Raw genomic sequence first — 24,006 nt, 5'->3', positions numbered from 1 at the left:
GGGTTTGGATGATCTTCGGATTCCCGCCGCGGCAAGGGATTCGCGGCTTCACGGCCATTGGCCTTGCCCGCCGCCGGACCGCCGGACATCATCGATCGGCATGCCCGGCGGCCGTGACCGTGCGCCGCCCTCGCAGAGAGGACACCCATGATCAGACCCTTGGCCGGAGCGGCCCTCGCCCTGGCGGCGGGCGGCGCCGCGCTGACCGCCGTGGGCGGCCCCGCACAGGCGGCCGCGCCCGCCGGGAAGGTCGACTTCGCCGGGACCGTGGCGCTCGACAACTGCTCCGGCTCCCTGGTGCGCGGGCCGCGCACCGCCGACCGCGACAAGGCGCTGGTCCTGACCAACGGGCACTGCCTGGAGACCGGCATGCCGGGCGCCGGCGAGGTGATCGTCGACCGGCCGTCCACCAGGACGTTCACGCTGCTCGACCCGTCCGGGCGCAGGCAGCTGGGCACGCTCCGCGCCACCCGGATCGAGTACGCGACCATGACCGACACCGACGTGACGGTGTACCGGCTGAGCAGCACCTACGCCGACATCCGCCGCAAGTACGGGATCTCCGCCCTCCGCCTCTCCCCGGCCCGCCCCAAGGCCGGGACCCAGATCCGGGTGGTCTCCGGCTACTGGAAGAAGATCTACTCCTGCAAGATCGACGGTTTCGTGCACCGGATGCGCGAGGCGGACTGGACCTGGAAGGACTCCATCCGCTACACGCCCGAGTGCGAGACGATCGGCGGCACCTCCGGGTCGCCGATCGTGGACGCCCGCTCCCGCCAGGTCGTCGGCGTCAACAACACCGGCAACGAGAGCGGCGAGCGCTGCACCCTGAACAACCCGTGCGAGGTCGGCAGGGACGGCAGGGTCACCGTCCGCAAGGGCACCAACTACGGGCAGCAGACCTACCTGCTGGCCCGCTGCCTGGGCGCGCGCAGCGACGTCGTCCTGGACGCCAGGTGCGCCCTGCCCCGCCCCGCCGCCACGCGATAGCCGGCGTTTCACAGCCCTGCCCGGCCCCGCGCCATGGGGCCGGGCGGGCGGCCGGCCCGGCGGCCCCTAACGTGTACGGCGCGCCAGTGCCAGGGCCGGCACGGCGGCGATCAGGGCGCTCGCGGCCAGCGCCCACCCGGTGGCGTACTCGGCGTGCCGGGTGGAGCCTCCGTCGCGGGCCAGCGTGAGGAACAGCGTCCCGATGGTGGCGATCCCGACGACCTGGCCCAGCTGCATCATCGTCAGCAGCAGCCCGCTGGCGTCGGCCGCCGCGTCCGCCGGCACGTGCCGCAGCGCCGCGGTCATCACGATCGGCAGGACGCCCAGGCCGAGCCCGATCACGCCGGTGAGGACCTCGTAGGGCACGCCGCCGCCCGCCAGCGGCCCGAGGACGGCGTAGCCCGCGGCGGCCAGCAGGAACCCGGCGGCGATCGTCCAGCCGTGCCACCGTTCCGGGAGCCGCGACCAGGTCAGCCCCACCAGGGCGAAGGTGGCGACGCACGGCACGAAGGCCAGCCCCGACTGCAGCGGCGTCAGCTCCAGGTCGCCCTGCAGGTGCAGGGTCGTGGTGAACAGGAACGACCCCCACGAGCCCGGCCCGAACACCAGGACGGCCAGGGCGAGGGGCAGGCCGGGGGCGCGCAGCACCCGGCCGGAGATGAGGGGGCGGCCGCCGCGGGCCGCGACGCCGCGTTCGACGGCGACGAAGGCGGGCAGGAGCACCGCGGCGGCGGCCAGCGAGACCCAGCCCCACGCAGGCCAGCCCAGGTCGTGGCCGAGGATCAGCGGGACGGCGAACAGCAGCACCGCCGGGGTGAGCACCAGCAGGCCGGGCAGGTCGAGGCCGCCGTCGCGGCTGCCCTCGTCCCGGGGCAGCACGCGCGGCCCGGCGGCCAGCAGCAGCGCGCCGATCGGCACGTTCACCAGGAAGACGGTGCGCCATCCGGCGCCGAACAGGTCGGCGCTCACCAGCAGGCCCCCGGCGATCTGCCCGGCGACGACGCCTCCGGAGGTCACCGCGGCGTACAGGCCCAGCGCCCGCCCCCGCGCGGCGCCGGTGAAGGTGCGCTGCAGCAGGCTCATCACCTGCGGCGACATCAGGGCGGCGCCCGCGCCCTGCAGGAACCGGAAGGCGACCAGCCACCAGGTCCCGGGGGCCAGCCCGCAGGCCAGTGAGGCGAGCGTGAAGACGGCCAGGCCGGCGTGGAAGGCGCGGCGGTGGCCGTGCAGGCGGCCCAGCCGCGCGCCGGTGATCAGCAGCACCGCGAACGCGATGACGTAGCCCGCGACCACCAGCTGCAGCCCGGAGCCGGAGGCGCCCAGGTCGGCGCGCAGCGTCGGCAGGGCGACGTTGACGATGTTGACGTCCAGGATCGCCATGAAGTGCCCCAGCAGGAGCAGCGCGAGCACCCGGCCGCCGTGCGGCCCGCTCGACCGCTCCGCCGGGGGCGCGCTCCCTGGGGGGACGGTGGTTGCCTCTGTCATGACCATCAGCGTGCCTGGAATCGGGTACCGGTAGAAGAGCGCGCCGATACCGGTACTGACGCCACTGGCTGCACGCCCATCCGGAGGCGGCCGTCCCCGCCACGCGCACTGACCCCGCACCGGACCACGGCCGGGGGCCCGCGGCCCGCATTGCCGTGCCCATGCCGGGTAAGGGGCCCGGCATGGACCAACACGAGCTGCGCGAACTCGGGCAGAGGCTGCGCGTGGACGCGGTCCGCGCGTCCGGCGCCGCCGGGTCGGGCCACCCGACCTCCTCCATGTCGGCGGCGGACCTGATGGCGGTGCTGCTGGCCCACCATCTGCGCTGCGACTTCGAGGCGCCCTCCAATCCCTGCAACGACCACCTGATCTTCTCCAAGGGGCACGCGTCCCCGCTGCTGTACGCCCTGTACGCCGCGGCCGGGGCGATCTCCGACGAGGAGCTGCTGACGTTCCGCTCCCTCGGCAGCCGGCTGGAGGGGCATCCCACCCCCCGCCTGCCGTGGGTGGACGTGGCCACCGGCTCGCTGGGCCAGGGGCTGCCCGTCGGGGTCGGGATGGCCCTGGCGGGCAAGCGCCTGGACCGGCTGCCGTACCGCGTGTACGTGCTGTGCGGCGACAGCGAGATGGCCGAGGGGTCGATCTGGGAGGCCGCGGAGCACGCCGGGTACGAGGGCCTGGACAACCTCACGGCCATCCTCGACGTCAACCGCCTGGGGCAGCGCGGGCCCACCCGGCACGGCTGGGACACCGGCGCCTACGCCCGCAGGCTGGGCGCGTTCGGCTGGCACACGATCGAGATCGACGGCCATGACGTGGCCGCGATCGACGCCGCCTACCGCGAGGCCCGCGCCACCACCGGCCGCCCGACGGCGATCATCGCCCGTACCGAGAAGGGGCACGGCGTCGCCGCGGTCGCCGACAAGGAGGGCGCGCACGGCAAGCCGCTGCCCGACACCGAGGAGGCGGTCGCCGAGCTGGGCGGCCGCCGCGACCTGACGGTGGCGACCCGGCATCCGGAGGCCGAGCACTGCGCCCGGCCGCTGGACCACGGCCCGGTCACCCTGCCCCGGTACGAGGTCGGCGACGAGGTCGCCACCCGCGACGCCTTCGGGGCGGCGCTGGCCGCGGTCGGCTCCGGGTACGGCGAGGTCGTCGCGCTGGACGGCGAGGTCGGTGACTCCACCCGGTCGGGGATCTTCGCCAAGGAGCATCCGGAGCGGTTCTTCGAGGTCTACATCGCCGAGCAGCAGCTGGTCGCGGCGGCGGTGGGGATGCAGGCCCGCGGCTGGGTGCCGTTCGCCGCGACGTTCGCGGCGTTCCTGACCCGCGCGTACGACTTCGTGCGGATGGCCGCCGTCAGCCGCGCCGACGTCAACCTGGTCGGCTCCCACGCCGGGGTGGCGATCGGCAAGGACGGGCCGTCCCAGATGGGCCTGGAGGACCTGGCGGCGTTCCGCGCCGTGCACGGCAGCGCCGTCCTGTACCCGTGCGACGCCAACCAGACCGCCCGGCTGGTGGACGCGATGGCCGCCGCGAGCCGGTCCGACCGGCGGATCAGGTACCTGCGGACGAGCCGCGGCGAGACCCCGGTGATCTACGGGCCGGACGAGGAGTTCGCCATCGGCGGCAGCCGGGTGCTGCGCGCGAGCGACCGCGACGAGGTGACGCTGGTCGGCGCCGGGATCACGGTGCACGAGGCGCTGGAGGCCGCCGACCGGCTGGCCGCCGCCGGGATCGCGGCCCGCGTCGTCGACCTGTACTCGGTGAAGCCGGTGGACGCGGTGACGCTGCGCGAGGCGGCGGACGCGACCGGGCGGCTGGTGACCGTGGAGGACCACTGGCCGGAGGGCGGCCTGGCCGACGCCGTGGCCGAGGCCTTCGGCGACGGCCGCCCGGTGCCGCGGATGGCCCGGCTCGCCGTGCGGAACATGCCCGCCTCGGCGACCCCGGAGGAGCAGCTGGAGGCGGCGGGGATCGACGCGGACGCGATCGTGGCCGCCGCGCGCGACCTGATCGACCTGGCCGCGCACGCCTGAGGGCCGGTGCGGCTCAGTCGCGGGCGCGGCGGGCGATCACCACTATGTCGATCAGGGCGACCAGCGCGATGACCGCGCAGATCGCCGCGGCCGTCCAGGCGCCGGGGCCGCCGCCGTGCGAGCCGGCCACCGCGAAGAGGACCGCGGCGACCGCGCCCGCGAGGAGCGCGACCGTCGACAGGACCGCGCGCAGCCGCAGCGGGCTGCGGGCCGTCAGCGGCTCGTCCCCGGCCGGCTGCCGGTGGTGCCCGGGCGCGCCGGGCCCGTCCATGGTCACCTCCCGAACGTGCCGACGAGGGTGCCCGAGGCCACGACCTTCTCCTGCTCGGCGACCCGGAGGTCCTCGGCGGAGAACCCCTCGGGCAGCCCGGACGGCTCGGACAGCCCGTACAGGTGGAAGATGTAGTGGTGCGCCTGGTCGCCCCGGGGCGGGTGCGGGCCGCCGTATCCGCGCGTCCCGTAGTCGTTGCGCCCGGAGACGGCCCCGGCGGGCGGCTCGCCCGGCTCCAGCTCGGTGGTGTCGGGCGGTATCCCCGCCAGCAGCCAGTGGACGAACGTGCCGCTCGGCGCGTCGGGATCCTCGCAGACCAGCGCGATCTCCACGACGTCCTCGGGCGCCTGCGACCACTGCAACGGGGGCGAGACGTCGCCTCCGGCGTGCGAGTAGTCGGCCGGGATCCGCGCGTTGTCGTCGAACGCGGGGCTGTGCAGTGTCATCTCGTTCATATCCTTCCCGTGCCCGGTCGGGCGGGCGGCGATGCAGGTCACCGGGCGGGAACGCGGGCCGGGCGCCCGGGTGGGGCCCGGCACGCTCCTCCTCGTCGACCGCCTGTCCGCCAATGCGGTTGCCGGAACCGGGGCCGATGCGCCATCATCGTCACCATGATCAAGAGGAAGGGCGGTCTCCGCCCGGGCCGTTGAGCCCCAGCCGGCCGGTCGGTGAACCGGCTGAACACCCCGCCGGAGCCGCCGATGAGCTGCTGACCGGCGTCGAACCCCTCCCGTACCCGGGGCGCATGCGCGCGCTGGCCCTGCACGCCCGGCGCCTGGCCGGGACACCCGAACTGCCCGCACTTCTGGCCGAGCTGTCCGCGCGCGGCCCGTACGAACGCCGCACCGCGCTGCACATGGCCATGGCCGCGCGCGACCTCGGCCACATCGCCGCCGTCCTGGCCGGGCCCGACCTGGACCTGCGCCGCGCCGCGCTGCGCGCCGTCCGGACCCTCCCCGTACCGGACGAGGCAGCCGAGGCCGTGCTGCGCGACGCCCCGACCGAGCTGCGCCGGGCGTTCTACCGGACGCTCCTGCACGCGCGGCGCGGCGCGCTGGCCGACCGGCTGCTCCCGCAGGTCCGGGAACGCTGGGGCGACCGCGAGGCCGCCGCCCTGCTGCCCGCGTGCAGCGGGCCCGTGGTGGCCGAAGCCCTCTCCGGGCTCGAGCACGCCGTGGTCGCCTGGCGGGCCCTGGGCAGGCGGCATCCGGGCCCGGTCCTGGACACCGCCGAGGCCGAGACCCGCGGGATCACCTACGCGTGGTACTGGTGGCGTACCCGCGGAGCGGGCATCGAGGCCGCGGCCGAACATGCGCCCGAGCGCGTGCTGTCCCTGCTGGAGCACATGGAGCGGCGCACCCGGACCTCCCTGCTCCCGGCCCTGTCGCCGGCGGCGGCCACGGCGCTGTCCAAGGCCGACCCCGCCCGCACGGCGCGACTGCTGCTGCGCGGGTCGTGGCGGCGCTACCCGGGCGTGCGGCCCGGCCTGCTCACCCACCTGCGCGCCGTCCCCGCCGAGGAGATCGTCAGGCGGGCCCCGGCCACGTCGTACCGGCTCGGGACCTTCCTGGAGGCGCTCCCGCCCGGAGTGCGCGAGCCCGCCTTCGACGCCGCCGTCGAGCGCGGCGACGACGTCCTGACCGGGCTGCGGGCGCTGCCGTTCCTGCCGCTGCTGCCCCCGGCGCGCGCGGCGGCCGAGGCCCGCCGGATGCTCGACTGGCACGGCTCGGCGTGGCACTCCTCCCGCTCGCATTCCGACGACCCGGACCTGCCGCTGAAGCTCCAGGCGTTCCTGCCGTACGAGGAGGCCGCCGGGCCGCTGGGCGAGGCCGCGTTCTCCGGGGACGCGCACCGGCGGAGCCTGGCCAGGACGCTCCTGCTGGAGTGCGCCGCCCGCACCGGGGACGGGGATGTACTCGTGGAGGTCGTCGCCAAACTCGCGCTGCGCAGCGTGAACGAGCAGGACCCGGTGCGGGGATCGCTGCTGGAGGCGCTGGCCGCGCTGCGCCCCCGCCACCTCGACGACGCCCTCGCCGAACCCCTCGGCCGGCTCGCCACCGCCGCCATTGAGTCCCGCGACTCCTCGCCCCGCACCCGGCGGGCCCTGCGCGCGCTGGCCGCCCGCGTCCTCCGGCACGCCGGGGGACCCGCGCTGAACGAGTGGGCCATGGACGTCTATGTGAGGCTCGTCGCCCACCATGCCGCGGACGGCCTCGCCGGCCCGCCCGAGACCGCCCCCGAGCCCCGCAGCCGGCGCCGCGTGCCGCGGCGCCGGCCCGTCGCCGACGATCACCGGCTGGACCGCGTGCTGCGCCGCGGCCGAGAGCACGACCTGCTGGACCGGCTGCGCCCGCACCTGCGGGCCGCGCGCGAGCGGGGCGACTTCTCCCTGGCCGTGGCGCTGGCCGCCGCCCTCCACCGCCGTGCCCACGGCCTGGAGGAGCTCCAGGACGAGCTGCGCGCGGCCGTCCGGCGGGCCCCTGACGCGCTCGCCCGCACCGCCGCGCACCTCTGGCTCGACGACCCCGCGACCCGCGAGGAACGCGCCGCCGAACTGCTGGGCGCGGGCGGGGACGCGATCGTGCACCCCCGGGCGTGGCAGGTGGCGGCGCGCCGCCGCACCGATCTGCTCGTCCCGTCCCTGGACGGCGGCCCGCCCGCCGACTGGGCACCAGAGGTCGCCGCGAGCGACGCGGGACGCTGGACCCCCGCCCAGCGCGACCGTGTCCGCGCCCTGCTCCTCGGCCGCGCCGCCGAGGAGTCGCTGCCGGTCGCCGCCCGGCTGGCGGCGGTCGGCTCCCTCGGCCGCCTGCCCGGGACGTTCGAGGACCTGGCGGCCTGGGCCGGGGAGAAGGAGAACGTCCTGGCCGAGGCCGCGCTGGAGGCCCTCGCGCACGGCGGAGAACCGGTCCGCGCCCTGGAGGCGCTGCTCACCGGGGGCCGCGGCCTGGCCTCCCCGGTGGCCGTCGCGGCGATGGGACGCTGCTGCGCGCGGGTCCCGCCCGGCCCGCTCGGCGACCTCCTGAACGCGGCGCTGACCGGCCCCGGCAGCAAGATCACCGTTCGGAAGCAGGCCGCGCGCCAGCTCGAGCGCCACCGGCCCCCGGGCGCCGCCGGCCTCCTGCTCGCCGCCTGGCGGGATCCCGGCCTGCACAGGGACGTGCGCGTCGCGGTCGCCGTCGCGCTCCGCCACATGCCCGAGGCGCCCGGGGCCCTGGACGCGCTCGACGACGCGGCCGGGCCGTACGCGGGCGAGATCATGCACCGGACCCTCTTCCAGGCCCAGCCGTGGGAGTACGCCCTCGAGCACCGGCCCCGCTACGCCGCCCTCGTCCGGCGCCTGCTGCAGGCCGCCGACGGACCGGGCGTGCGGTTCCGCGCCGCCCGCGCGTTCGGCGCCTGGGTGCACTGGTACGAGGGCGGACCCGGCGAGATCATCGCCGCGGTCGGCGACCCGGGCGACCCGGCCGGGCGGCGCGACCTCCCGGTGTTCCTGTCGCTCTTGGACACGGGCACGATCCGGGACGAGGTCGTGGACGTCCTCGACCGCCTCCTCGCCGCCGGCACGGACACCGAGGCGCGGTCCCGAGTGACGCGCATCGCCCAGGCCCTGTCCGGTGATCGGGTGCCGGAGCCCCTGGCCCGCCGCGCCGCCGACCGGATGGCGCGGCATCCGCTGTACCTGGCGGCGTCGGCTCGGCTGACCGTGTCCCGCCTGCCGGTGGCCGGGGGACGCGGCGGCACGGTCCCCGAACGGCTGGGCGAGGAGCTGGAGGCCGGGCTGCTGACGCTGGCCGGGCGGCTCCGCGACCGGCCCCTGGTCGCAGCGCGGCTGTGCGACCAGCAGCTGCGGCACCGCCTGCGCGGCTACAGCACGTCCAGGGTGCCGCCGCCGCTGCTGCTGCCGATCGTGCGGCGGCTGCTGGAGGAGGACCACGCCGCCGCCGGGCTGATGGCCATCGCGCTGGCCGCCATCGGCGGACCCGACGCCGGTTGGACGGACGACTGGCGCGCGGTGCTGGAGCGTCTGCGCGGGTCCGGGAACGTCGACATCGCCGCCGGGGCCTGGGAGATCGAGGCCGGCGTCCCGACCGGTTGATCCGCACGAAGAACCGGGCCGGGCGCTGTCACCTCTGCGAGGCGTGAAACGCCCGGATCGGTGAAAGGTTAAGAGGCGGGGAGGTCCTGCGGCCGCGCGCCGCACGGCCCGCGACGGAACGGGACGGAACGAACGAGCCGGTGTGGACGAGGAGGTCCCAGTGGTCGTGTTGCGAAGCTATGTGGCGGGTTCCTGGCGGGATCCGGACGGGGAGGGGACGCCGCTGCCGGACGCGGTGACCGGTGAGGAGGTGGCGCGGTTCTCCGCCGCGGGCATCGACCGCGCGGCCGCGCTGGAGCACGGCCGCCGGACCGGCGGACCCGCGCTGCGCGAGCTGACCTTCCACCAGCGGGCCTCGCTGCTGAAGGCGCTGGGCTCGTATCTGCGCGAGCACCGCGACGAGCTGTACGCGCTGTCGGCCCGCGCGGGCGCCACGCGCGCCGACGCGCGGTTCGACGTCGACGGCGGCATCGGCGTCCTGCTCGCCTACGCGAGCAAGGCCAAGCGGGAGCTGCCCAACGAGACCGTCCTGGTCGAGGGCGAGGTGGAGCCGCTGGCCAAGGGCGGCGGTTTCGTGGGCCAGCACCTGTGCACGCCGCTGCGCGGGGTCGCGATCCAGATCAACGCGTTCAACTTCCCGGTCTGGGGGCCGCTGGAGAAGCTGGCGCCCGCGTTCGTGGCGGGGATGCCGAGCCTGATCAAGCCCGCGGGCCAGACCGCCTACCTCACCGCCCGGCTGGTGGAGCTGATCGTGGAGTCCGGGCTGCTGCCGGAGGGGACCGTCCAGCTGCTGTGCGGGGAGGCGGGCGACCTGCTCGACCATGTGACCGAGCAGGACCTGGTCGCCTTCACCGGGTCGGCGGGCACCGCGCAGCGGCTGCGCACCCATCCCGCGCTGGTCGGGCGGTCGGTGCGCTTCAACGCCGAGGCCGACTCGCTGAACTGCTCGATCCTGGGCCCGGACGCCGTGCCCGGCACCGGGGAGTTCGGCCTGTACGTCGACCAGCTGGTCACCGAGATGACGATGAAGACGGGGCAGAAGTGCACCGCCATCCGCCGCGCCCTCGTCCCCGGCGAGCTGATGGACGAGGTGGCCGGGGCCGTGCGGGAGCGCCTGGCGGGGATCACGGTCGGCGACCCGGCCGACCCCGCCGTGACCATGGGCCCGCTGGTCGGGCTCGACCAGCGCGAGGAGGTGCGGCGCTCGCTCAAGGCGCTGCTGGACGCGGGACGCCTCGTCTTCGGCGATCCGGAGACCGTTCCGGTCGTGGGCGCCGACGCCGAACGGGGTGCGTTCCTGTCGCCGATCCTGCTGCGCGCCGACGACCCCTGGCGGGCCGAGCCGCACGAGGTGGAGGCCTTCGGCCCGGTCAGCACGCTGCTGCCCTACCGGGACGCCGCCGAGGTGGTGGAGCTGGCCGCGCGGGGCCGCGGCAGCCTGGCGGGCTCGGTCGTCACGGCCGACCCGGACTTCGCCCGCGAGGTCGTGCTGGGCACCGCGCCCTGGCACGGGCGGCTGCTCGTGCTCAACGGCGAGGACGCCGGAGAGTCCACGGGCCACGGTTCGGCGCTGCCCGCCCTCGTGCACGGCGGGCCGGGGCGCGCGGGCGGCGGCGAGGAGCTGGGCGGCATCCGCGGCGTCGTGCACCACATGCAGCGCACCGCCGTGCAGTCCGGGCCGGCCATGATGACCGCGCTGACGGGCCGCTGGGTGCCGGGCACCGACCGCACGGTCACCGACGCGCACCCGTTCCGCAAGCACCTGGAGGACCTGCGCGTCGGCGACACCGCCGTCGGCGGCCCCCGCACGGTCACCCTCGACGACGTGGAGCACTTCGCCGAGTTCACCGGGGACACCTTCTACGCCCACATGGACGACGAGTCGGCCAGGGCCAACCCGTTCTTCGGCGGGCGCGTCGCGCACGGCTACCTGGTGGTGTCGTTCGCGGCCGGCCTGTTCGTCGATCCGGAGCCGGGCCCCGTCCTGGCCAACTACGGCCTGGAGAACCTGCGCTTCCTCACGCCCGTCTACCCGGGGGACGAGCTGACGGTCACGCTCACCGCCAAGCAGATCTCCCCGCGGGAGGGCGCCGGGCACGGCGAGGTGCGGTGGGACACCGACGTGACCAACCAGGACGGCGCCTCGGTCGCCAAGTACGACGTCCTCACCCTGGTGGCCAAGCGCCCCTCCGCATAGGGGCGCCCGGCCCGCCGGGGAACCCCGCCGGCGCGCCCCGCGCGGCGCGCCGGCGGGGCGGCGGGTCAGCTCGCGGCGCGCTCGGCCGGTTCGAGCAGGTCGGACAGGCCGGTCAGCACCGCGTCGGCGACGGTGATCTTCCGGTCGACCAGCCCGGCGGCGTGGAAGAGGTCGGCGGCGCGCTGCTGCTCGGCCACGAACTCCGGCTCGAGCGGCCGCAGCCCGAACGGGCGGCGGCGCAGCGCGTTCTCCCAGGTCGCCACGTCGCCGCCGTCGTCGGCCGCGAACAGCTCGGCCGCCTCACGCGGGTTCTCCCGGATCCAGGCGTCCGACTCCTGGAGCGCGGCGACGATGGCGGCGAGCTCCTCCCGGTGCCCCTCGGCGAAGTCGCGCCGGGTGAACCACAGCGAGCGGTGGCTGAACAGCCCGTCGGTGTCCACCAGCGTGCGGATCGAGGCCTGCTCCTCGACCCGGGTCAGGGCCGGGTACGAGCCGACCCAGGCGTCCACCCCGCGGTCCAGGAACAGCTGCGCCGCGTCGGAGTAGGCGTCGACGGGCTCGATGTCGTTCCAGGTCAGCCCCGCGTCGTCGAGCGCGAACAGCAGCAGCGTGGTCTGCCACGAGCCGTGCCCGAGGGCGACCCGCTTCCCCTTCAGGTCGGCGGGGGAGGCGATGCCGGAGTCCTCGTGGGCGACCAGCCGGCCGTTCTCGTGCCGCGGGCCCGAGACGGCGACGTACACGATGTCGTGCCCCTTGGCCTGGGCGGTGACCGGCGGCGTGGAGCCGGTGCCGATGAAGTCGTACCCGCCGTCGAACAGGTGGTCGCCGTGCAGCGTGGGCAGGCCCTCGGTGGGCGCCGGGCGCCCACCCGCCGGGAGGGAGCGCAGGTCCACCCACTCCACCTCGGGCAGGGCGCGCTCCAGGATGCCGCGGTGGCGCAGCACCCACAGGGAGTTGTTGTTCGGGAAATAGCCGACCTTGGGGCTCATCAGAGGGTTCCTCTCGTTGCGGAAATCGGTGCGGGCGGGGTGGCGGCGGCGGTGGCGCCGCGCAGGAGGGGCAGGACGTTCTCGCCGACGCGGTAGGACTCCTCCAGGTGCGGGACACCGGCGAGGATGAACGCGTCCACGCCGAGGGCGACCAGCTCGTCCAGGCGGGCCGCGACCTGCTCGTAGGAGCCGACCAGGCCGAAGGCGGGGCCGCCGCGCAGCAGGTGGAAACCGCCCCACACGTTCGGGGACGCCTCCAGCTCGCGGAAGTCCCGCACCGGCCAGTCGATGAACGACGCGCTGCGCAGCCAGCCCACCGAGTCGCCCGAGGCCTCGGGGCCGCGCAGCGCGGCCGGGTCGACGTGCCGCCAGCCGCGGCGGATCTCGTCCCAGGCCTCCGCCTCGGTCTCGCGCGCCAGCACGTCGATCCGCACCGCGAACCGCGGCGCCCGCCCGATGGCGGCGCTCTCCGCGCGGACCTGGTCGAATTTGGCGGCCAGCGCGGGGAACGGCTCCAGCCACGACAGGTAGTAGTCGGCGTGCCGCCCGGCCGCCTGGATCGCGGCGGGCGAGGACCCCGAGAAGTAGATCTCCGGGAAGGGCTGCCCAGCCAGCGGCTCGGGCAGGCCGGCGCCCTCGACGCGGTAGAAGCGCCCCTCGTAGTCGAACGGGCCGCCGCCCCAGACGCCCTTCAGCACGTCCAGGAACTCCGAGGTGCGGGCGTAGCGGTCGTCGTGGTCGACCTTGTCGCCCCACCACAGCTGGGCCGGCCCGCCCCCGCCGGAGATGACGTTGTAGACGACCCGGCCGCCGGTGGCGCGCTGCAGGCTCGCCGACATCCGCGCCGCCTGCACCGGGTGCAGGAACCCGGGCTGGTAGGCGATCATGAACCGGTAGGTGGTGGTCTCCCGGGCCAGGCTCGCGGCGGCCGCCCACGGGTCGTCGGTGAACGGGAACGAGGGCAGCAGCCCGCCCACGAACCCGGCCAGTTCCGAGGAGCGCGCCACGTCCGCCATGTGGTCCAGATGGGTGTAGCCGTCGGGCCGCCCGTCCCGTACGCCCGGCGCGACCCGGCCGGGCGCGTCCGGCGCCCAGCCGCCGCGGCTGGCGATGCGGCGGCGCAGCGACGGCTGGTCGCCGTGGGTGCCGATGCGCCAGTAGATGTCAATCGGCATGCTCGATCTCCTTGCTCTCCGCGACCCCGGTGAGCAGGGGCAGCAGCTGCTCGCCGAGCCGGTAGGTCTCCTCGATCGAGGGCCTGGCCTCCAGGAAGAAGGCGGTGACGCCGCGGTCGGCGTAGGCCCGGATGGCCTCGGCCGTGCCGCCGAACGACCCGACCAGCCCGGCCGGCGGCGATCCGGCGGCGGTGCGGCGGCCGGCCTCGGCCCGCGCCTCCTCCTCGTCCTCGCGGGCCAGCACCGGCAGCCGCAGCCCGTACGCGACGGTGCGGCCGCGTGCGGCGGCCCGCCCGCCGAGGTCGGCGACCAGCGCGTCGAGGTCGTCGCCGAGGTCGAAGACGTGCAGGTCGGCGTGCCGGGCCGACAGGTCCAGGGCCTCCTCGGAGGTGCCCGACAGGTGCACGCGGGGGAAGGCGCTGCCCGCCAGCGGTCCGGCGAATCCGCCCGCGAGCACCTGGAAGAACCGGCCCTCGTAGGTGTAGTCCTCCTCGTGCCACACCCCCTTGGCCACGGTCAGGAACTCGTCGGCGCGCGCGTAGCGGTCCGGGCCGCGCAGGAAGTCGCCCTGCGCGCGCGCCGTGGCCGGGTCGAGGTCCACCTCGATCCGCCAGTCGAGCCTGTCCCCGGAGAAGCGCTGCACGGACGCCGACAGCTTCGCCGCGTACACCGGGGTGGCGATGCCCGGATGGAACCCGGCGACCGCGCGCAGCCACCGGTTCTGCCGCAGCACGCCCGCCGTCACGACCAGCGACTCCTCGCCCGCCGGGTCGAAGGGGGCCAGCACGCCGTGGAAGGTCGCGATCTCGGCGGCGCGGGCGATCTGCGCGAGATGGTCGAACGGGCCGTACCGTCCCGGCCGCAGGTCGGTGGCGACCGCGGACGCGGGCACCGGGGCCGGTCCCCGCCCGCCGCGCGCACCGTCCCCGCGGGTGGGGAGGGTGATGTAGAACCTCGGCTCGGTCATGCCGCCTCCCCCTCCCCCTTCTCCTTCTTCTCGTTCGCCTCGCGGGCGAGGCGGAGCGGCTCGGGCGCGACCCAGGCGTCCAGGTCGACGTCGGCGTCCAGGAAGCCGTGCACCAGCAGGAAGTCCTTCTGGATCCGCAGCAGGCCGAGCCGCTCCTCCGTCAGCGCGGGGTGCAGGGAGCGGTGGAAGCCGCCCCGGTACGCGGTCGCGACGCCCTCGGCGCCGGACCGGGTCTCCCGCGCGAGGATCTCCCGGACGCCGCCGAGGTCCTCCGCGGCCCAGTCGGCGGCCCGCAGCGACTCCCGCAGGAACGTCACGACCAGGTCGGGACGCTCCTCCAGCAGCCGCTCGTGGACGGTGATCGGCCGCGGCGTGCCGTTGTTCACGCGGGTGCGCGGATCGGGGTGGGCGTCCAGGTCGACGGCGACGGCCAGACCCAGCTCGCGGGCCTGGTCGGCGGCCCGCGCGCCCTTGACGTAGACCGCGTCCACCTCGCCGCGCGCCAGCTCCCGCAGGCCGGGCCAGGAGATCGTCCGGTCGCCCGCGTCGCGCCCGACCGAGGGCGACAGGTCGGCCTCGACCTCGACGAACGTCACGTCGTCCAGGACCAGGCCGCCCTGCGCGAGGGCGCCCTTGACGCCGTGCAGGGCCATCGCCCGGGGGAAGCTCTTGGCGCGGCTCTCCGCCCAGGCGGGCAGGGCGACCCGGGCGCCGCGCAGGTCCGCGGCCCGTTCGATGCCCGAGCCCGGCCTGACCAGGATCGACTGCCACTCCTCGATCCAGGTCAGGCCGATCAGCCGGGTCGGCGCCCCCGCCGACCGGGCGGCCAGCGCGGGCACGTTGCCGCCCTCGCGGAACAGCCCGGTCAGGCCGTGGTCGAAGTGGTGGCGGGCCAGTTCGGGCCCCGCGTCCTGCAGGACGCCGACCTCCACGCCGAGCCCGGCGAACGCCTCCGTCAGCCGGCCCCGGCCGTGCGCCAGGCCGCTGGCCGTGGGGACAGGGCAGCGGGTGAACCAGATCTTGTCTACCGCGGGCACATGACCTCCTCAGATCGTGGGACGGAAAGGAAGGGAAGGAAGGGGTTCAGGGCGCGGCCGGGGCGGCGACGCCGAGGTGGGACAGGAACGAGCGGCGATGCTCGACCTGGGCGGGGTCGTCGCGGTCGCGCGGCTGCGGCAGGTCGATGACGCGGTCGGCGGCGAACGCGCCGTCGCGCAGCACCGCGACCCGGTCGGCCAGCCGCAGCGCCTCGTCGACGTCGTGGGTGACCAGCACCACCGCGGGGCGGTGCCGCGCGCACAGCTCGGCCACCAGGTCCTGCATGCGCAGCCGGGTCAGGGCGTCCAGGGCGGCGAACGGCTCGTCCAGCAGCAGCACCTGCGGGTCGCGGACCAGCGCCCGCGCCAGCGCGACCCGCTGGGCCTCGCCGCCCGACAGCGTCGCCGGCCAGGCCCGCTCGTACCCCGCCAGCCCCACCTCGCGCAGCGCCCGCCGGCCCGCCTGGCGCGACGAGCGCGGCAGGCCCAGCGTCACGTTGGCCAGCACCCGCCGGGCCTGCACGAGCCGCGGCTCCTGGTACACGGTGGTGCGGCGCGGGGCGGTCAGCACCGTGCCTGAGTCGGAACGTTCCAGCCCGGCCAGCACGCGCAGCAGCGTCGTCTTGCCGGTGCCGCTGGGGCCCAGCAGCGCGAAGAACTCGCCGCGGCGGATGTCCAGGTCGACGCCGTCCAGGACGGTCCTGTCGCCGAACGCCTTGCGCAGCCCGCGCACCCGCACGGCCAGGTCCCCGTCCCGGACGGGCCCGGCGGTCGTGCCGCTCATCGGGCCGCCACCTGCCCGCGCCAGGGCATCGCCAGCCGTTCCAGGCCGCGGATCGCCAGGTCGATGACCAGCCCGAGCAGCGCGTAGATCAGGATGCACAGGACCATGTAGTCGTTGCGGTAGTACTGCTGCGCCAGCGTCACCAGGTAGCCGATCCCCTCGGTGGCGCCGATCTGCTCGGCGGCGATCAGCCCGGTGAGCGAGACCGACAGCCCGATCCGCAGCGCCATCAGGATGCTGGGCAGCGCGGACGGGACGACCACCGCCGCGGCCAGCCGGAGCCCGCGCAGCCCGAACCCGCGGGCCGCCTCGACCACCTTGCGGTCCACGCTCCGCACGCCGAGGTAGGTGTAGGCGTACACGGGGGCGAGCGTCGCCACCGCGATCAGCACGATCTTGAACGTCTCGCCGACCCCGAACCAGGAGATGAACAGCGGGACCAGGGCCAGGAACGGCACCGCCCGCTTCATCTGCAGGGTCGGGTCGATCAGCTCCTCGCCGAGCGCGGACAGCCCCGCCGCCACCCCCAGCACCAGGCCCAGCCCGGCCCCGGCCAGCACGCCGAGCGCCGCGCGGCGCGCCGAGGCCACGAGGAAGTCGGCCAGCTGCCCGGTGGACACCAGTTCCCCGAACGCCCCGGCCACCGCGCCGGGCCCGGCGAGCACGTCGGCGGGGATGCGCCCGGACGACGACCCGTACCACCACGCGGCCAGGAGCAGCAGCGGCACGCTCGCGCGCACGGCCAGCGACAGCGCCGGGTGGCGCCGCCGAGTGCCGAGCCGCGGCGGGGTCTCCAGCCCCGCCTCCGGCCGGGCGTCCGCCCTGGCCGCGCGCTTCCCGGCGGCGGAGACCGCCTCGATCCGGTCGACGGTCATGACGCCGTTCCCGGGGAGCCCGAGGCGGGGGAGCGGGCGGGGACGGCCCGCAGATCGAAGATCACCTGGTCGGGGCGGACCTCGGTGGAGATCACCCCGTACTTGCGGAACAGGTCGCCGACCGCCTTCACGTAGGGGCCGTCGGCGCTGCCGGCGTAGCGCGGGACGTTGCCGTGCCGCGCCTTCTCGATGTCCTCGGCCAGCCGTGCCCCGGTGACCGCGGTCGGGCCCTTCTTGAGGAAGACGTTCTGGAACTTCTCCGGCTCGCGCTTCTCCTGCTCGCCCAGCTCGCGCAGCACGTCGAGGAAGGTCTGCACGACCTTGGGGTGCTGCTCGAGCAGTTCGGTGCGGGCCGCCCAGATGTTGAGGTCCTTGTCGGGCAGGCTTCGGCCGTTCACCAGGACGCGGGCGCCCTTGGCGACGACCTCGGGGTAGGCGCGGACGATCGCCCACCAGGCGTCGACCTTGCCGGTGGCGAACGCCGAGGCGCCCTGGTCGGGGTTCAGGTAGACCCGCTGGACCTTGTCGACGGGGATCCCTGCCTGTTCGAGGGCGAGCAGCAGCAGGTACTCCCCGCGCCCGCCCTTGTTGACCGCGACCTTCTTGCCGACCAGGTCGCGGATGTTCTTCAGCGGGCTGTCGGGCGGCACGACCAGGCCGTCCTCGCGGGGCGCGGACGCGTGGGTGACCGGGTCGGTGAAGGCGAAGATCTTGATGTCGCGGCTGTTGGACAGGTAGCCGAGCGCGGGGGAGACGGCCCCTTCCAGGACGTTCACCGAACGGGACCGCACGGCGTCGATCGTCGCGGTGAACGAGGCGTAGGTGCCGCCCCACTGCACCTTGGCGCCCACGGCCTCGAGCCGCTTCTCCAAGATGCCCTCGCGCTTGGCGTAGGCGAGCACGCCCTCGTTGCCGGGGTCCTTGAGCTTGAGCACGGGCCCGCCGCCGGAGCCCGAACCGCCGGCCGTCGCGGATCCGCCGCAGGCGGAGGCGAGCGGGCCCAGCAGGAGGACGGCCGCGGCGGCGCAGGCGGCGAGGCGCGACCGGCGGGCGCGCGGCCCGCGGGAACGTGCCGGGAGAAGGCGTGCGGGCACGCCGGTGGACAGGGTGGTGGGCATGGTGGGCCTCTCGTCGGTATTTCCTATATTTCAGGTAGGTTTAGCATAAGTCAAGGTGGGACGGGGTACGGGGTCGCCGGTCTCCGGTCCGGACCGTGTGGACGGGGACGTGACGGGGGAGCGCGGCGGCGCGCGGACAGGGCTTGTATCCTCGTTCGGTAAAGCGAACAACAGCGAACATTCTCGAGCGAGCCGTAGGGTGAACCCGTCGGTGAGAGCGCGGAGGGCGCATGACTGAGGTCGGCGGCGGAGAGGGCGGCGGCACAGAGGCGGGCGCGGAGATCGCGACCGGCGCACCGGTCCCGTCCGTGCGCGACATGCTGGCCGCCAACCTGCGGCGCGCGCGGACCGAGCTGGGCCTGTCGCTGTCCGAGCTGTCCCGCCGCTCCAAGATCGGCAAGGCGACGCTGTCCCAGCTGGAGGCGGGTGCGGGCAACCCCACCATCGAGACGGTGTTCAGCCTGTCGCGCGCGCTGGAGGTGCCCATCTCCGACCTGCTGGACCACCGCCGCCCCGCCGGGCTGACCGTGGTGCGGGCGGCCGAGGTGGAGGTGCTGCGCGGTGAGGGCGTCGACCTGCGCCCGCTGCGCGGCATCGAGGCCGGCGACGGGATCGTCGACGTGTACGACCAGCGGGTCAGGGCCGGCTCCCGGCAGGACTCGCTGGGCCATGTCGGGATCGAGCACACGATCGTGCAGGCCGGGCGGCTGGGCGTTCGGGTGGACGACCGGGAGGTCGAGCTCGGCCCCGGCGACTACGTCGGCTTCGACGCCCGGCTGCCGCACGGCTACACCGCTCTGGAGGGGGCGGTCCGCTCGGTCCTGCTCCTGCAGTACCGTGCTGACCAGCGGCTTCACTCCTCGACCAGGCATCCTGCCTGCCTGACCGCCACGTCCTGAACGCCCGCCGCGGGGTGCCGGACCGGTCGCGTTGACAGGGCGCGGGACGTGCGCCTACCCTCGGCATCGTTCGCTTTAACGAACGATTTCGGGAGGCTTTCCGTGCGCGCGACGCGGGTCGTGGTGCTGGGCGCCGGGATCGTCGGCGCGGCCTGCGCCCGCGAGCTGGCGCTGGCCGGATGCGCCGTCACCGTCCTCGAGCGGGGCGGCCCGGCGGCGGCGACCACCGCGCACGGCGAGGGCAACGTCCTGGTCTCCGACAAGGGGCCGGGCCCGGAGCTGGAGCTGGCCCGGCTGTCGCGCCGCCTGTGGCCCGAGGTGCTCGCCGAGACGTCCGACCTGTCCGGCGCATCCGGCGCGCCCGAGGCGGCGCGGGCGGCCGAGTGGGACCCCAAGGGCGGCATCGTCGTCGCCACCACCGAGGACGGCGCCCGCGAGCTGGAGCGCTTCGCCGCCTCCCAGCGCGAGGCGGGCGTGCGGGCCGAGCCCCTGGACGCCGCCGCGCTGGCCGAGGCCGAGCCGCACCTGACCCGCGACGTCACCGCCGCCGTCGCCTACCCCGAGGACGCCCAGGTCCAGCCCACCGGCGCGGCGACCGTGCTGCTGGCGGACGCGCTGCGCGCCGGGGCCGTCCTCCGCACCGGCTGCGAGGTCCTGTCCGCCGTCGCGCGCGGCGGCCGGATCACCGGCGTGCGCACCTCGCTGGGCCTGGTCGAGGGCGAGGCGTTCGTCGACGCGGCGGGCCCGTGGGCCGGGGAGCTGTCGGCCCGCCTCGGCGCCCCCGTCGCGGTGCGGCCCCGGCGCGGCGAGGTGCTGGTCACCGCGCCGATGCCGCCGACGGTGTTCCACAAGGTCTACGACGCCGACTACGTGGGCGCGGTCGGCAGCGGCGCCGGCGACCTGCAGGCCTCGGCGGTGGTGGAGTCCGCCCGCGCCGGGACGATCCTGCTCGGCTCTTCCCGCCGCCGCGTCGGCTTCGACGACCGGCTGCGCCCCGAGGTCCTGTCGGTGGTCGCGCGCAAGGCGCTGCGGCTGTTCCCCGGGCTGTCGGGCGTGCCGGTCATGCGCGCCTACGGCGGCTTCCGCCCGTACGTCGACGACCACCTGCCCGTGATCGGCGCCGATCCGCGGCTGCCCGGCCTGTGGCACGCCACCGGTCACGAGGGCGCCGGGATCGGCCTGTCGGTGGGCACCGGGCGGCTGCTGGCCGACCTGTTTCTCGGCCGCGCCCCGGCGATGGATCCCGGGCCGTTCCGCGTCGACCGTCCCGCCGTCCTGGCCGCGAGCGGGCCCCGCGTGCCCGAAGGAGAGATCGGATGAGCCCCCGGCTGGTACGCGCCGAAGACGACGCCGTGGGACGCGGCGACACCCCCCTTCGCGTCACGGTCGACGGCCGTCCCGTGGACGGCGTGGAGGGCCAGACCATCGCCGGGGTCCTCCTGGCGGCGGGCCGCCGCTCCTGGCGGGAGGGGCCGTCGGGCACGCCGCGCGGGGTGTTCTGCGGCATCGGCGTGTGCTTCGACTGCCTGGTCACCGTGAACGGGCGGCGCGACGTGCGCGCCTGCCGCCGCCGCGCCCGCGACGGCGACGAGATCACCACCCAGACCCGCGCCGAACCGGGGGAGGGTCGATGACCAGGCACGTCGCCGTGATCGGGGCGGGGCCCGCCGGTCTGGCCGCAGCCGCCGCGGCCCTGCGCGCGGGTGCGCGGGTCACGCTGGTCGACGCGGCCGAGCAGCCCGGCGGCCAGTACCACCGGATGCTGCCGGACGCGTTCGGGGCCCGCCGCCCCGAACGGCTCCACCACGGCTGGCGCGAGTTCGACCGGCTGCGCCGCCACGTGCTCGGCCATCCGCGCTGCGCGTGGTGGGCGGAGACCGCGGTATGGGCGCTGGAACGGTCCGAGCCCGGCGCCGCCGAGGCGCCGCGCGTGCACGCCCTGCGCGGCCCGGCCGACGGCGACGGGCGCGAACGGCTCGTCCTGGCCCCCGACGCCCTGGTCCTGGGCCCCGGCGCGCACGACAGGGTGCTGCCGTTCCCCGGCTGGGAGCTGCCCGGCGTGTTCACCGCCGGAGCCGCCCAGGCCCTGGCCAAGGGCGAGCGGATCGCCGTCGGCGACCGGGTCGTGATCTCCGGTTCCGGGCCCTTCCTGCTGCCCGTGGCCGCCTCGCTGCTGGAGACCGGATCGCGCGTCCTGCAGGTGCTGGAGGCCAGCCCGGCGCCGACCGTCCTGCGCGGCTGGGCGCGGCGCCCCTGGGAGCTGGCCTCCCAGGGCGGGAAGGCGGCCGAGCTCGCCGAGTACACCGGCCTGCTCGCCCGGCACCGCGTCCCGTACCGGACGGGCCGCGCCGTCGTCGAGGCCAGGGGCGACGGCCGCGTCGAGGAGGTGGTCACCGCACGGCTGCGCGCCGACTGGTCGGTGGTCCCCGGCACCGAGCGGACCGTCCCGGCCGACGCCCTCTGCGTCTCCCACGGCTTCTCGCCCCAGCTCGAGCTGCCCGTCGCCGCGGGCTGCGCGCTGACCGAGGGCCCGGCCGCCGGCCGGTTCGTCCGGGTCGACGACGACCAGCTCACCAGCGTCCCCCGGGTGTACGCGGCGGGCGAGATCACCGGCATCGCCGGGGCACCGGCCGCCCGCGCCGAGGGCCTGCTGGCCGGATGGCTCGCCGCCGGCGGCACGCCCGCCGCTCCCGAGAGCCACCGCGCCCGCCGCCGCCGCGACCAGGGCCGCGCCTTCGCCGCACGCCTCGCCGCCGCCCACCCGATCGGCGACGCCTGGCCCGGTTGGCTGCGCGCCGACACGGTCGTGTGCCGGTGCGAGGAGACCTCCTACGGCGCCCTCCGCGACGCGGCGGGACAGCCCGCCGGAAGCGCGGCCCGCACGGTCAAGCTCGGCACCCGGGCCGGTCTCGGCCCCTGCCAGGCGCGGGTGTGCGGGCCCACCGTCGCCGAGCTTCTGGCCCGCCTGGGCGCCGGCGCCACCGGCGGCCCCGCCGCCGGGCTGGCCGCCGCGGACCCCCACCACCGGCCCGTCGCCCCGCCGATCCGGCTCGGCGAGCTTGCGGCCCCCGCCACCGTCCCCGACGAGCAACAGGAAGAGAGCGCAGAATGAGCGGCGACAAGAAGGCCGGCGGCCTCGGCGGCGTCATCGTGGCCACCGCCCTGCCCTACCGCGAGGACGCCTCCGCCCCCGCCGGGCTCGCGGTCGACTACGACCGGTACGCCGAGCACTGCCGCTGGCTCGTCGACAACGGCTGCCGCGGCGTCGGCCCCAACGGCTCCCTCGGCGAGTACTCCTCCCTCACCGACGAGGAGCGCCGCCGGGTCGCCCGCACCGCGGTCGAGACCGTCGGAGCCGACGGCGTCGTGGTCGTCGGCGTGCACGGCCCCGGCTCCCACCAGGCCAAGCACTGGGCGGAGCTGGCCGCCGAGGACGGCGCGGACGGCGTGCTGTGCCTGCCGCCCACCATGTACCGGGCCAACCCCGGCGAGGTCATCGCCCACTACGAGGCGGTCGCCTCGGCCGGGCTGCCGGTCATGGTCTACAACAACCCGATCGACACCAAGGTCGACCTCACCCCCGGCCTGCTCGCCGAGATCGCGCAGATCGACGGCATCGTCGCGGTGAAGGAGTTCTCCGGCGACGTGCGGCGCGTCCTGGAGATCCGCGAGAAGGCCCCCGGCCTGGAGGTGGTGGCCGGCGCCGACGACGTGACCCTGGAGGCGCTGCTGATGGGCGCCACCGGCTGGTTCGCCGGATTCCCCAACGTCTTCCCGGCCGAGTCCGCCGAACTGTACGACCTGGCCGTCAAGGGCAGGCTGGAGGAGGCCAGGGCGCTGTACGAGCCGCTGGTGGCCGCGTTCCGCTGGGACTCGCGCACCGAGTTCGTCCAGGCCATCAAGCTCGGCATGGACCAGGTCGGCCGGTACGGCGGCCCCTGCCGCCCGCCCCGCGGCCCGCTCACCGCCGCCCACCGCGAGGGCGTCACCGCCGACATGGCCCGCGCGATCGAGGCCCTCCAGCGGCGGGCCGCCTGATGCGCTCGGCCCGTGCGATCAGCGCGGTCGACTCCCACACCGAGGGGATGCCGACCCGCGTGGTCACCGGCGGGGTGGCGGCGATCCCCGGCGCCACCGCGGCCGAGCGGCGGCGGTACGCGATGGAGCACCTGGACGGCCTGCGCCGCTTCCTGGTGGACGAGCCGCGCGGCCACGGCGCGATGAGCGGCGCGATCCTGCAGCCCCCGCTGCGCCCCGACGCCGACTGGGGCGTGCTCTACATCGAGGTCAGCGGGTTCCTGCCGATGTGCGGCCACGGCACGATCGGGGTCGCGACCGTCCTGGTGGAGACCGGGCTGGTCGAGGTCACCGAGCCGGAGACGCTCGTCCGGCTGGACACCCCCGCCGGCCTGGTGGAGGCCCGCGTGGCGGTGCGCGACGGGGTGGCCGAGAACGTCACCCTGCGCAACGTCCCCTCGTTCGCCGTCGAGCAGGACGCGGTGGTCGCCGTGCCCGGCCTCGGCGAGGTGCGCTACGACATGGCCTACGGCGGCAACTTCTACGCCGTCACCGAGCTGGAGCGGCTCGGGCTGCCGTTCGACCGGGCCCGCAAGGACGACATCCTGCGGGCGGGCCTGGACATCATGGCCGCGATCAACGAGCGGAACCGGCCGCGCCACCCCGAGGACCCGGGGATCGGCGGCTGCAAGCACGTGCAGTTCCTGGCGCCCGGATCGGACGCCCGGCACTCCCGCAACGCCATGGCGATCCACCCGGGCTGGTTCGACCGCTCGCCCTGCGGCACCGGCACGTCCGCGCGGATGGCGCAGCTGCACGCCCGCGGCGAGCTGCCGCTGCACACCGAGTTCGTGAACGAGTCGTTCATCGGCACCCGCTTCACCGGGCGGCTGGTCGGCACCACGACGGTCGGCGGGCTGCCCGCGGTGGTGCCCGAGTTCACCGGGCGCGCCTGGATCACGGGCACGGCGAACTACCTGCTCGACCCCGCCGACCCCTTCCCCGAGGGCTTCGTCCTGTGAGCTGGGTATCGTGGCACTGGTGATCATCAAGGCGGCGACCAC

At 75.8% G+C, this 24,006-nt stretch carries 20 protein-coding genes; 10 read left to right on the top strand and 10 right to left on the bottom strand.

Annotated elements, in window-relative coordinates; translation table 11 throughout:
* Positions 1-147 precede the first annotated feature (147 nt).
* Positions 148-990, top strand: a complete 843-nt coding sequence (locus ACFPZN_RS08020) for a trypsin-like serine peptidase (RefSeq protein ID WP_378281169.1) — start codon at positions 148-150, stop codon at positions 988-990.
* 66 nt (positions 991-1,056) lie between these two features.
* On the opposite strand, the gene ACFPZN_RS08015 is transcribed toward ACFPZN_RS08020, so the two are convergent.
* Entirely contained in the window at positions 1,057-2,475 is a 1,419-nt protein-coding gene (locus tag ACFPZN_RS08015; protein ID WP_378281168.1) for an MFS transporter, read from the bottom strand.
* Positions 2,476-2,657: 182 nt separating this feature from the next.
* On the opposite strand from ACFPZN_RS08015, the gene ACFPZN_RS08010 reads away from it, so the two are divergent.
* The gene (locus tag ACFPZN_RS08010) at positions 2,658-4,514 is read left to right on the top strand and encodes a transketolase (RefSeq protein ID WP_378281167.1); all 1,857 of its coding nucleotides are present in this window, start codon (positions 2,658-2,660) and stop codon (positions 4,512-4,514) included.
* Positions 4,515-4,527: 13 nt separating this feature from the next.
* On the opposite strand, the gene ACFPZN_RS08005 is transcribed toward ACFPZN_RS08010, so the two are convergent.
* Both ACFPZN_RS08005 and ACFPZN_RS08000 read right to left on the bottom strand, forming a co-directional pair.
* Entirely contained in the window at positions 4,528-4,785 is a 258-nt protein-coding gene (locus ACFPZN_RS08005) for a DUF6343 family protein (RefSeq protein WP_378281166.1), read from the bottom strand.
* 2 nt (positions 4,786-4,787) lie between these two features.
* Positions 4,788-5,231 carry a YbhB/YbcL family Raf kinase inhibitor-like protein gene (locus ACFPZN_RS08000; RefSeq protein ID WP_378281165.1) on the bottom strand — a complete coding sequence of 148 codons (444 nt, stop codon included), beginning with the start codon at positions 5,229-5,231 and terminating at the stop codon, positions 4,788-4,790.
* Positions 5,232-5,530: 299 nt separating this feature from the next.
* Between ACFPZN_RS08000 and ACFPZN_RS07995 the strand changes: the two genes are divergently transcribed.
* Both ACFPZN_RS07995 and paaZ read left to right on the top strand, forming a co-directional pair.
* Entirely contained in the window at positions 5,531-8,884 is a 3,354-nt protein-coding gene (locus tag ACFPZN_RS07995; RefSeq protein WP_378281164.1) for a hypothetical protein, read from the top strand.
* A gap of 160 nt (positions 8,885-9,044) precedes the next feature.
* Positions 9,045-11,081 (top strand): phenylacetic acid degradation bifunctional protein PaaZ, encoded by a 2,037-nt coding sequence (paaZ, locus tag ACFPZN_RS07990; RefSeq protein WP_378281163.1) that lies wholly within the window; start codon positions 9,045-9,047, stop codon positions 11,079-11,081.
* A gap of 65 nt (positions 11,082-11,146) precedes the next feature.
* On the opposite strand, the gene ACFPZN_RS07985 is transcribed toward paaZ, so the two are convergent.
* The 7 genes from ACFPZN_RS07985 to ACFPZN_RS07955 are packed head-to-tail and all read right to left on the bottom strand — an operon-like array spanning position 11,147 to position 18,026.
* Positions 11,147-12,070, bottom strand: a complete 924-nt coding sequence (locus ACFPZN_RS07985) for an ABC transporter substrate-binding protein (protein WP_378281162.1) — start codon at positions 12,068-12,070, stop codon at positions 11,147-11,149.
* The gene (locus ACFPZN_RS07980; RefSeq protein ID WP_378281161.1) at positions 12,070-13,245 is read right to left on the bottom strand and encodes an LLM class flavin-dependent oxidoreductase; all 1,176 of its coding nucleotides are present in this window, start codon (positions 13,243-13,245) and stop codon (positions 12,070-12,072) included. Before ACFPZN_RS07980 ends, ACFPZN_RS07985 begins: the two co-directional genes overlap by 1 nt.
* Entirely contained in the window at positions 13,235-14,212 is a 978-nt protein-coding gene (locus ACFPZN_RS07975) for an LLM class flavin-dependent oxidoreductase (protein ID WP_378281160.1), read from the bottom strand. The genes ACFPZN_RS07980 and ACFPZN_RS07975 overlap by 11 nt, the downstream gene beginning before the upstream one ends.
* On the bottom strand, positions 14,209-15,249 hold the full coding sequence (locus tag ACFPZN_RS07970) for an ABC transporter substrate-binding protein (protein ID WP_378281159.1): 1,041 nt from the start codon (positions 15,247-15,249) through the stop codon (positions 14,209-14,211). The genes ACFPZN_RS07975 and ACFPZN_RS07970 overlap by 4 nt, the downstream gene beginning before the upstream one ends.
* 46 nt (positions 15,250-15,295) lie before the next feature.
* Positions 15,296-16,033, bottom strand: a complete 738-nt coding sequence (locus ACFPZN_RS07965) for an ABC transporter ATP-binding protein (protein ID WP_378281158.1) — start codon at positions 16,031-16,033, stop codon at positions 15,296-15,298.
* A complete protein-coding gene (locus tag ACFPZN_RS07960) occupies positions 16,030-16,908 on the bottom strand; it encodes an ABC transporter permease (protein WP_378281157.1) in 879 nt (292 codons plus the stop codon). Before ACFPZN_RS07960 ends, ACFPZN_RS07965 begins: the two co-directional genes overlap by 4 nt.
* Positions 16,905-18,026, bottom strand: coding sequence for an NrtA/SsuA/CpmA family ABC transporter substrate-binding protein (locus ACFPZN_RS07955; RefSeq protein WP_378281156.1), 1,122 nt, complete (start codon positions 18,024-18,026; stop codon positions 16,905-16,907). The genes ACFPZN_RS07960 and ACFPZN_RS07955 overlap by 4 nt, the downstream gene beginning before the upstream one ends.
* A 230-nt stretch (positions 18,027-18,256) precedes the next feature.
* Here ACFPZN_RS07955 and ACFPZN_RS07950 point away from each other — a divergent pair, with 230 nt between their 5' ends.
* The 6 genes from ACFPZN_RS07950 (at position 18,257) to ACFPZN_RS07925 (ending at position 23,964) form a co-directional block, all read left to right on the top strand.
* Positions 18,257-18,925, top strand: a complete 669-nt coding sequence (locus ACFPZN_RS07950) for a helix-turn-helix domain-containing protein (protein WP_378281155.1) — start codon at positions 18,257-18,259, stop codon at positions 18,923-18,925.
* Between the two features lie 102 nt (positions 18,926-19,027).
* On the top strand, positions 19,028-20,245 hold the full coding sequence (locus ACFPZN_RS07945; protein ID WP_378281154.1) for an NAD(P)/FAD-dependent oxidoreductase: 1,218 nt from the start codon (positions 19,028-19,030) through the stop codon (positions 20,243-20,245).
* On the top strand, positions 20,242-20,559 hold the full coding sequence (locus tag ACFPZN_RS07940; RefSeq protein ID WP_378281153.1) for a (2Fe-2S)-binding protein: 318 nt from the start codon (positions 20,242-20,244) through the stop codon (positions 20,557-20,559). Before ACFPZN_RS07945 ends, ACFPZN_RS07940 begins: the two co-directional genes overlap by 4 nt.
* The gene (locus tag ACFPZN_RS07935) at positions 20,556-22,037 is read left to right on the top strand and encodes an FAD/NAD(P)-dependent oxidoreductase (RefSeq protein WP_378281152.1); all 1,482 of its coding nucleotides are present in this window, start codon (positions 20,556-20,558) and stop codon (positions 22,035-22,037) included. Before ACFPZN_RS07940 ends, ACFPZN_RS07935 begins: the two co-directional genes overlap by 4 nt.
* Complete coding sequence (locus ACFPZN_RS07930; protein ID WP_378281151.1) at positions 22,034-22,963, top strand: dihydrodipicolinate synthase family protein; 930 nt, start codon at positions 22,034-22,036, stop codon at positions 22,961-22,963. Before ACFPZN_RS07935 ends, ACFPZN_RS07930 begins: the two co-directional genes overlap by 4 nt.
* Positions 22,963-23,964 (top strand): proline racemase family protein, encoded by a 1,002-nt coding sequence (locus ACFPZN_RS07925; protein ID WP_378281150.1) that lies wholly within the window; start codon positions 22,963-22,965, stop codon positions 23,962-23,964. Before ACFPZN_RS07930 ends, ACFPZN_RS07925 begins: the two co-directional genes overlap by 1 nt.
* Positions 23,965-24,006: the final 42 nt, after the last annotated feature.

It is taken from the genome of Actinomadura rugatobispora, assembly GCF_042656285.1.
GTDB lineage: Bacteria > Actinomycetota > Actinomycetes > Streptosporangiales > Streptosporangiaceae > Spirillospora > Spirillospora rugatobispora.
This window is presented reverse-complemented; position numbering and strand designations above follow the sequence as displayed.

What these genes read in the sequence shown, in the direction of transcription:
- ACFPZN_RS08020 (WP_378281169.1), top strand. Translation starts at nt 148, where the DNA reads ATGATCAGACCCTTGGCCGGAGCGGCCCTCGCCCTGGCGGCGGGCGGC.
- ACFPZN_RS08015 (WP_378281168.1), bottom strand. Translation starts at nt 2,475, where the DNA reads ATGACAGAGGCAACCACCGTCCCCCCAGGGAGCGCGCCCCCGGCGGAG.
- ACFPZN_RS08010 (WP_378281167.1), top strand. Translation starts at nt 2,658, where the DNA reads ATGGACCAACACGAGCTGCGCGAACTCGGGCAGAGGCTGCGCGTGGAC.
- ACFPZN_RS08005 (WP_378281166.1), bottom strand. Translation starts at nt 4,785, where the DNA reads ATGGACGGGCCCGGCGCGCCCGGGCACCACCGGCAGCCGGCCGGGGAC.
- ACFPZN_RS08000 (WP_378281165.1), bottom strand. Translation starts at nt 5,231, where the DNA reads ATGACACTGCACAGCCCCGCGTTCGACGACAACGCGCGGATCCCGGCC.
- ACFPZN_RS07995 (WP_378281164.1), top strand. Translation starts at nt 5,531, where the DNA reads ATGCGCGCGCTGGCCCTGCACGCCCGGCGCCTGGCCGGGACACCCGAA.
- ACFPZN_RS07985 (WP_378281162.1), bottom strand. Translation starts at nt 12,070, where the DNA reads ATGAGCCCCAAGGTCGGCTATTTCCCGAACAACAACTCCCTGTGGGTG.
- ACFPZN_RS07980 (WP_378281161.1), bottom strand. Translation starts at nt 13,245, where the DNA reads ATGCCGATTGACATCTACTGGCGCATCGGCACCCACGGCGACCAGCCG.
- ACFPZN_RS07975 (WP_378281160.1), bottom strand. Translation starts at nt 14,212, where the DNA reads ATGACCGAGCCGAGGTTCTACATCACCCTCCCCACCCGCGGGGACGGT.
- ACFPZN_RS07965 (WP_378281158.1), bottom strand. Translation starts at nt 16,033, where the DNA reads ATGAGCGGCACGACCGCCGGGCCCGTCCGGGACGGGGACCTGGCCGTG.
- ACFPZN_RS07960 (WP_378281157.1), bottom strand. Translation starts at nt 16,908, where the DNA reads ATGACCGTCGACCGGATCGAGGCGGTCTCCGCCGCCGGGAAGCGCGCG.
- ACFPZN_RS07955 (WP_378281156.1), bottom strand. Translation starts at nt 18,026, where the DNA reads ATGCCCACCACCCTGTCCACCGGCGTGCCCGCACGCCTTCTCCCGGCA.
- ACFPZN_RS07950 (WP_378281155.1), top strand. Translation starts at nt 18,257, where the DNA reads ATGACTGAGGTCGGCGGCGGAGAGGGCGGCGGCACAGAGGCGGGCGCG.
- ACFPZN_RS07940 (WP_378281153.1), top strand. Translation starts at nt 20,242, where the DNA reads ATGAGCCCCCGGCTGGTACGCGCCGAAGACGACGCCGTGGGACGCGGC.
- ACFPZN_RS07935 (WP_378281152.1), top strand. Translation starts at nt 20,556, where the DNA reads ATGACCAGGCACGTCGCCGTGATCGGGGCGGGGCCCGCCGGTCTGGCC.
- ACFPZN_RS07930 (WP_378281151.1), top strand. Translation starts at nt 22,034, where the DNA reads ATGAGCGGCGACAAGAAGGCCGGCGGCCTCGGCGGCGTCATCGTGGCC.
- ACFPZN_RS07925 (WP_378281150.1), top strand. Translation starts at nt 22,963, where the DNA reads ATGCGCTCGGCCCGTGCGATCAGCGCGGTCGACTCCCACACCGAGGGG.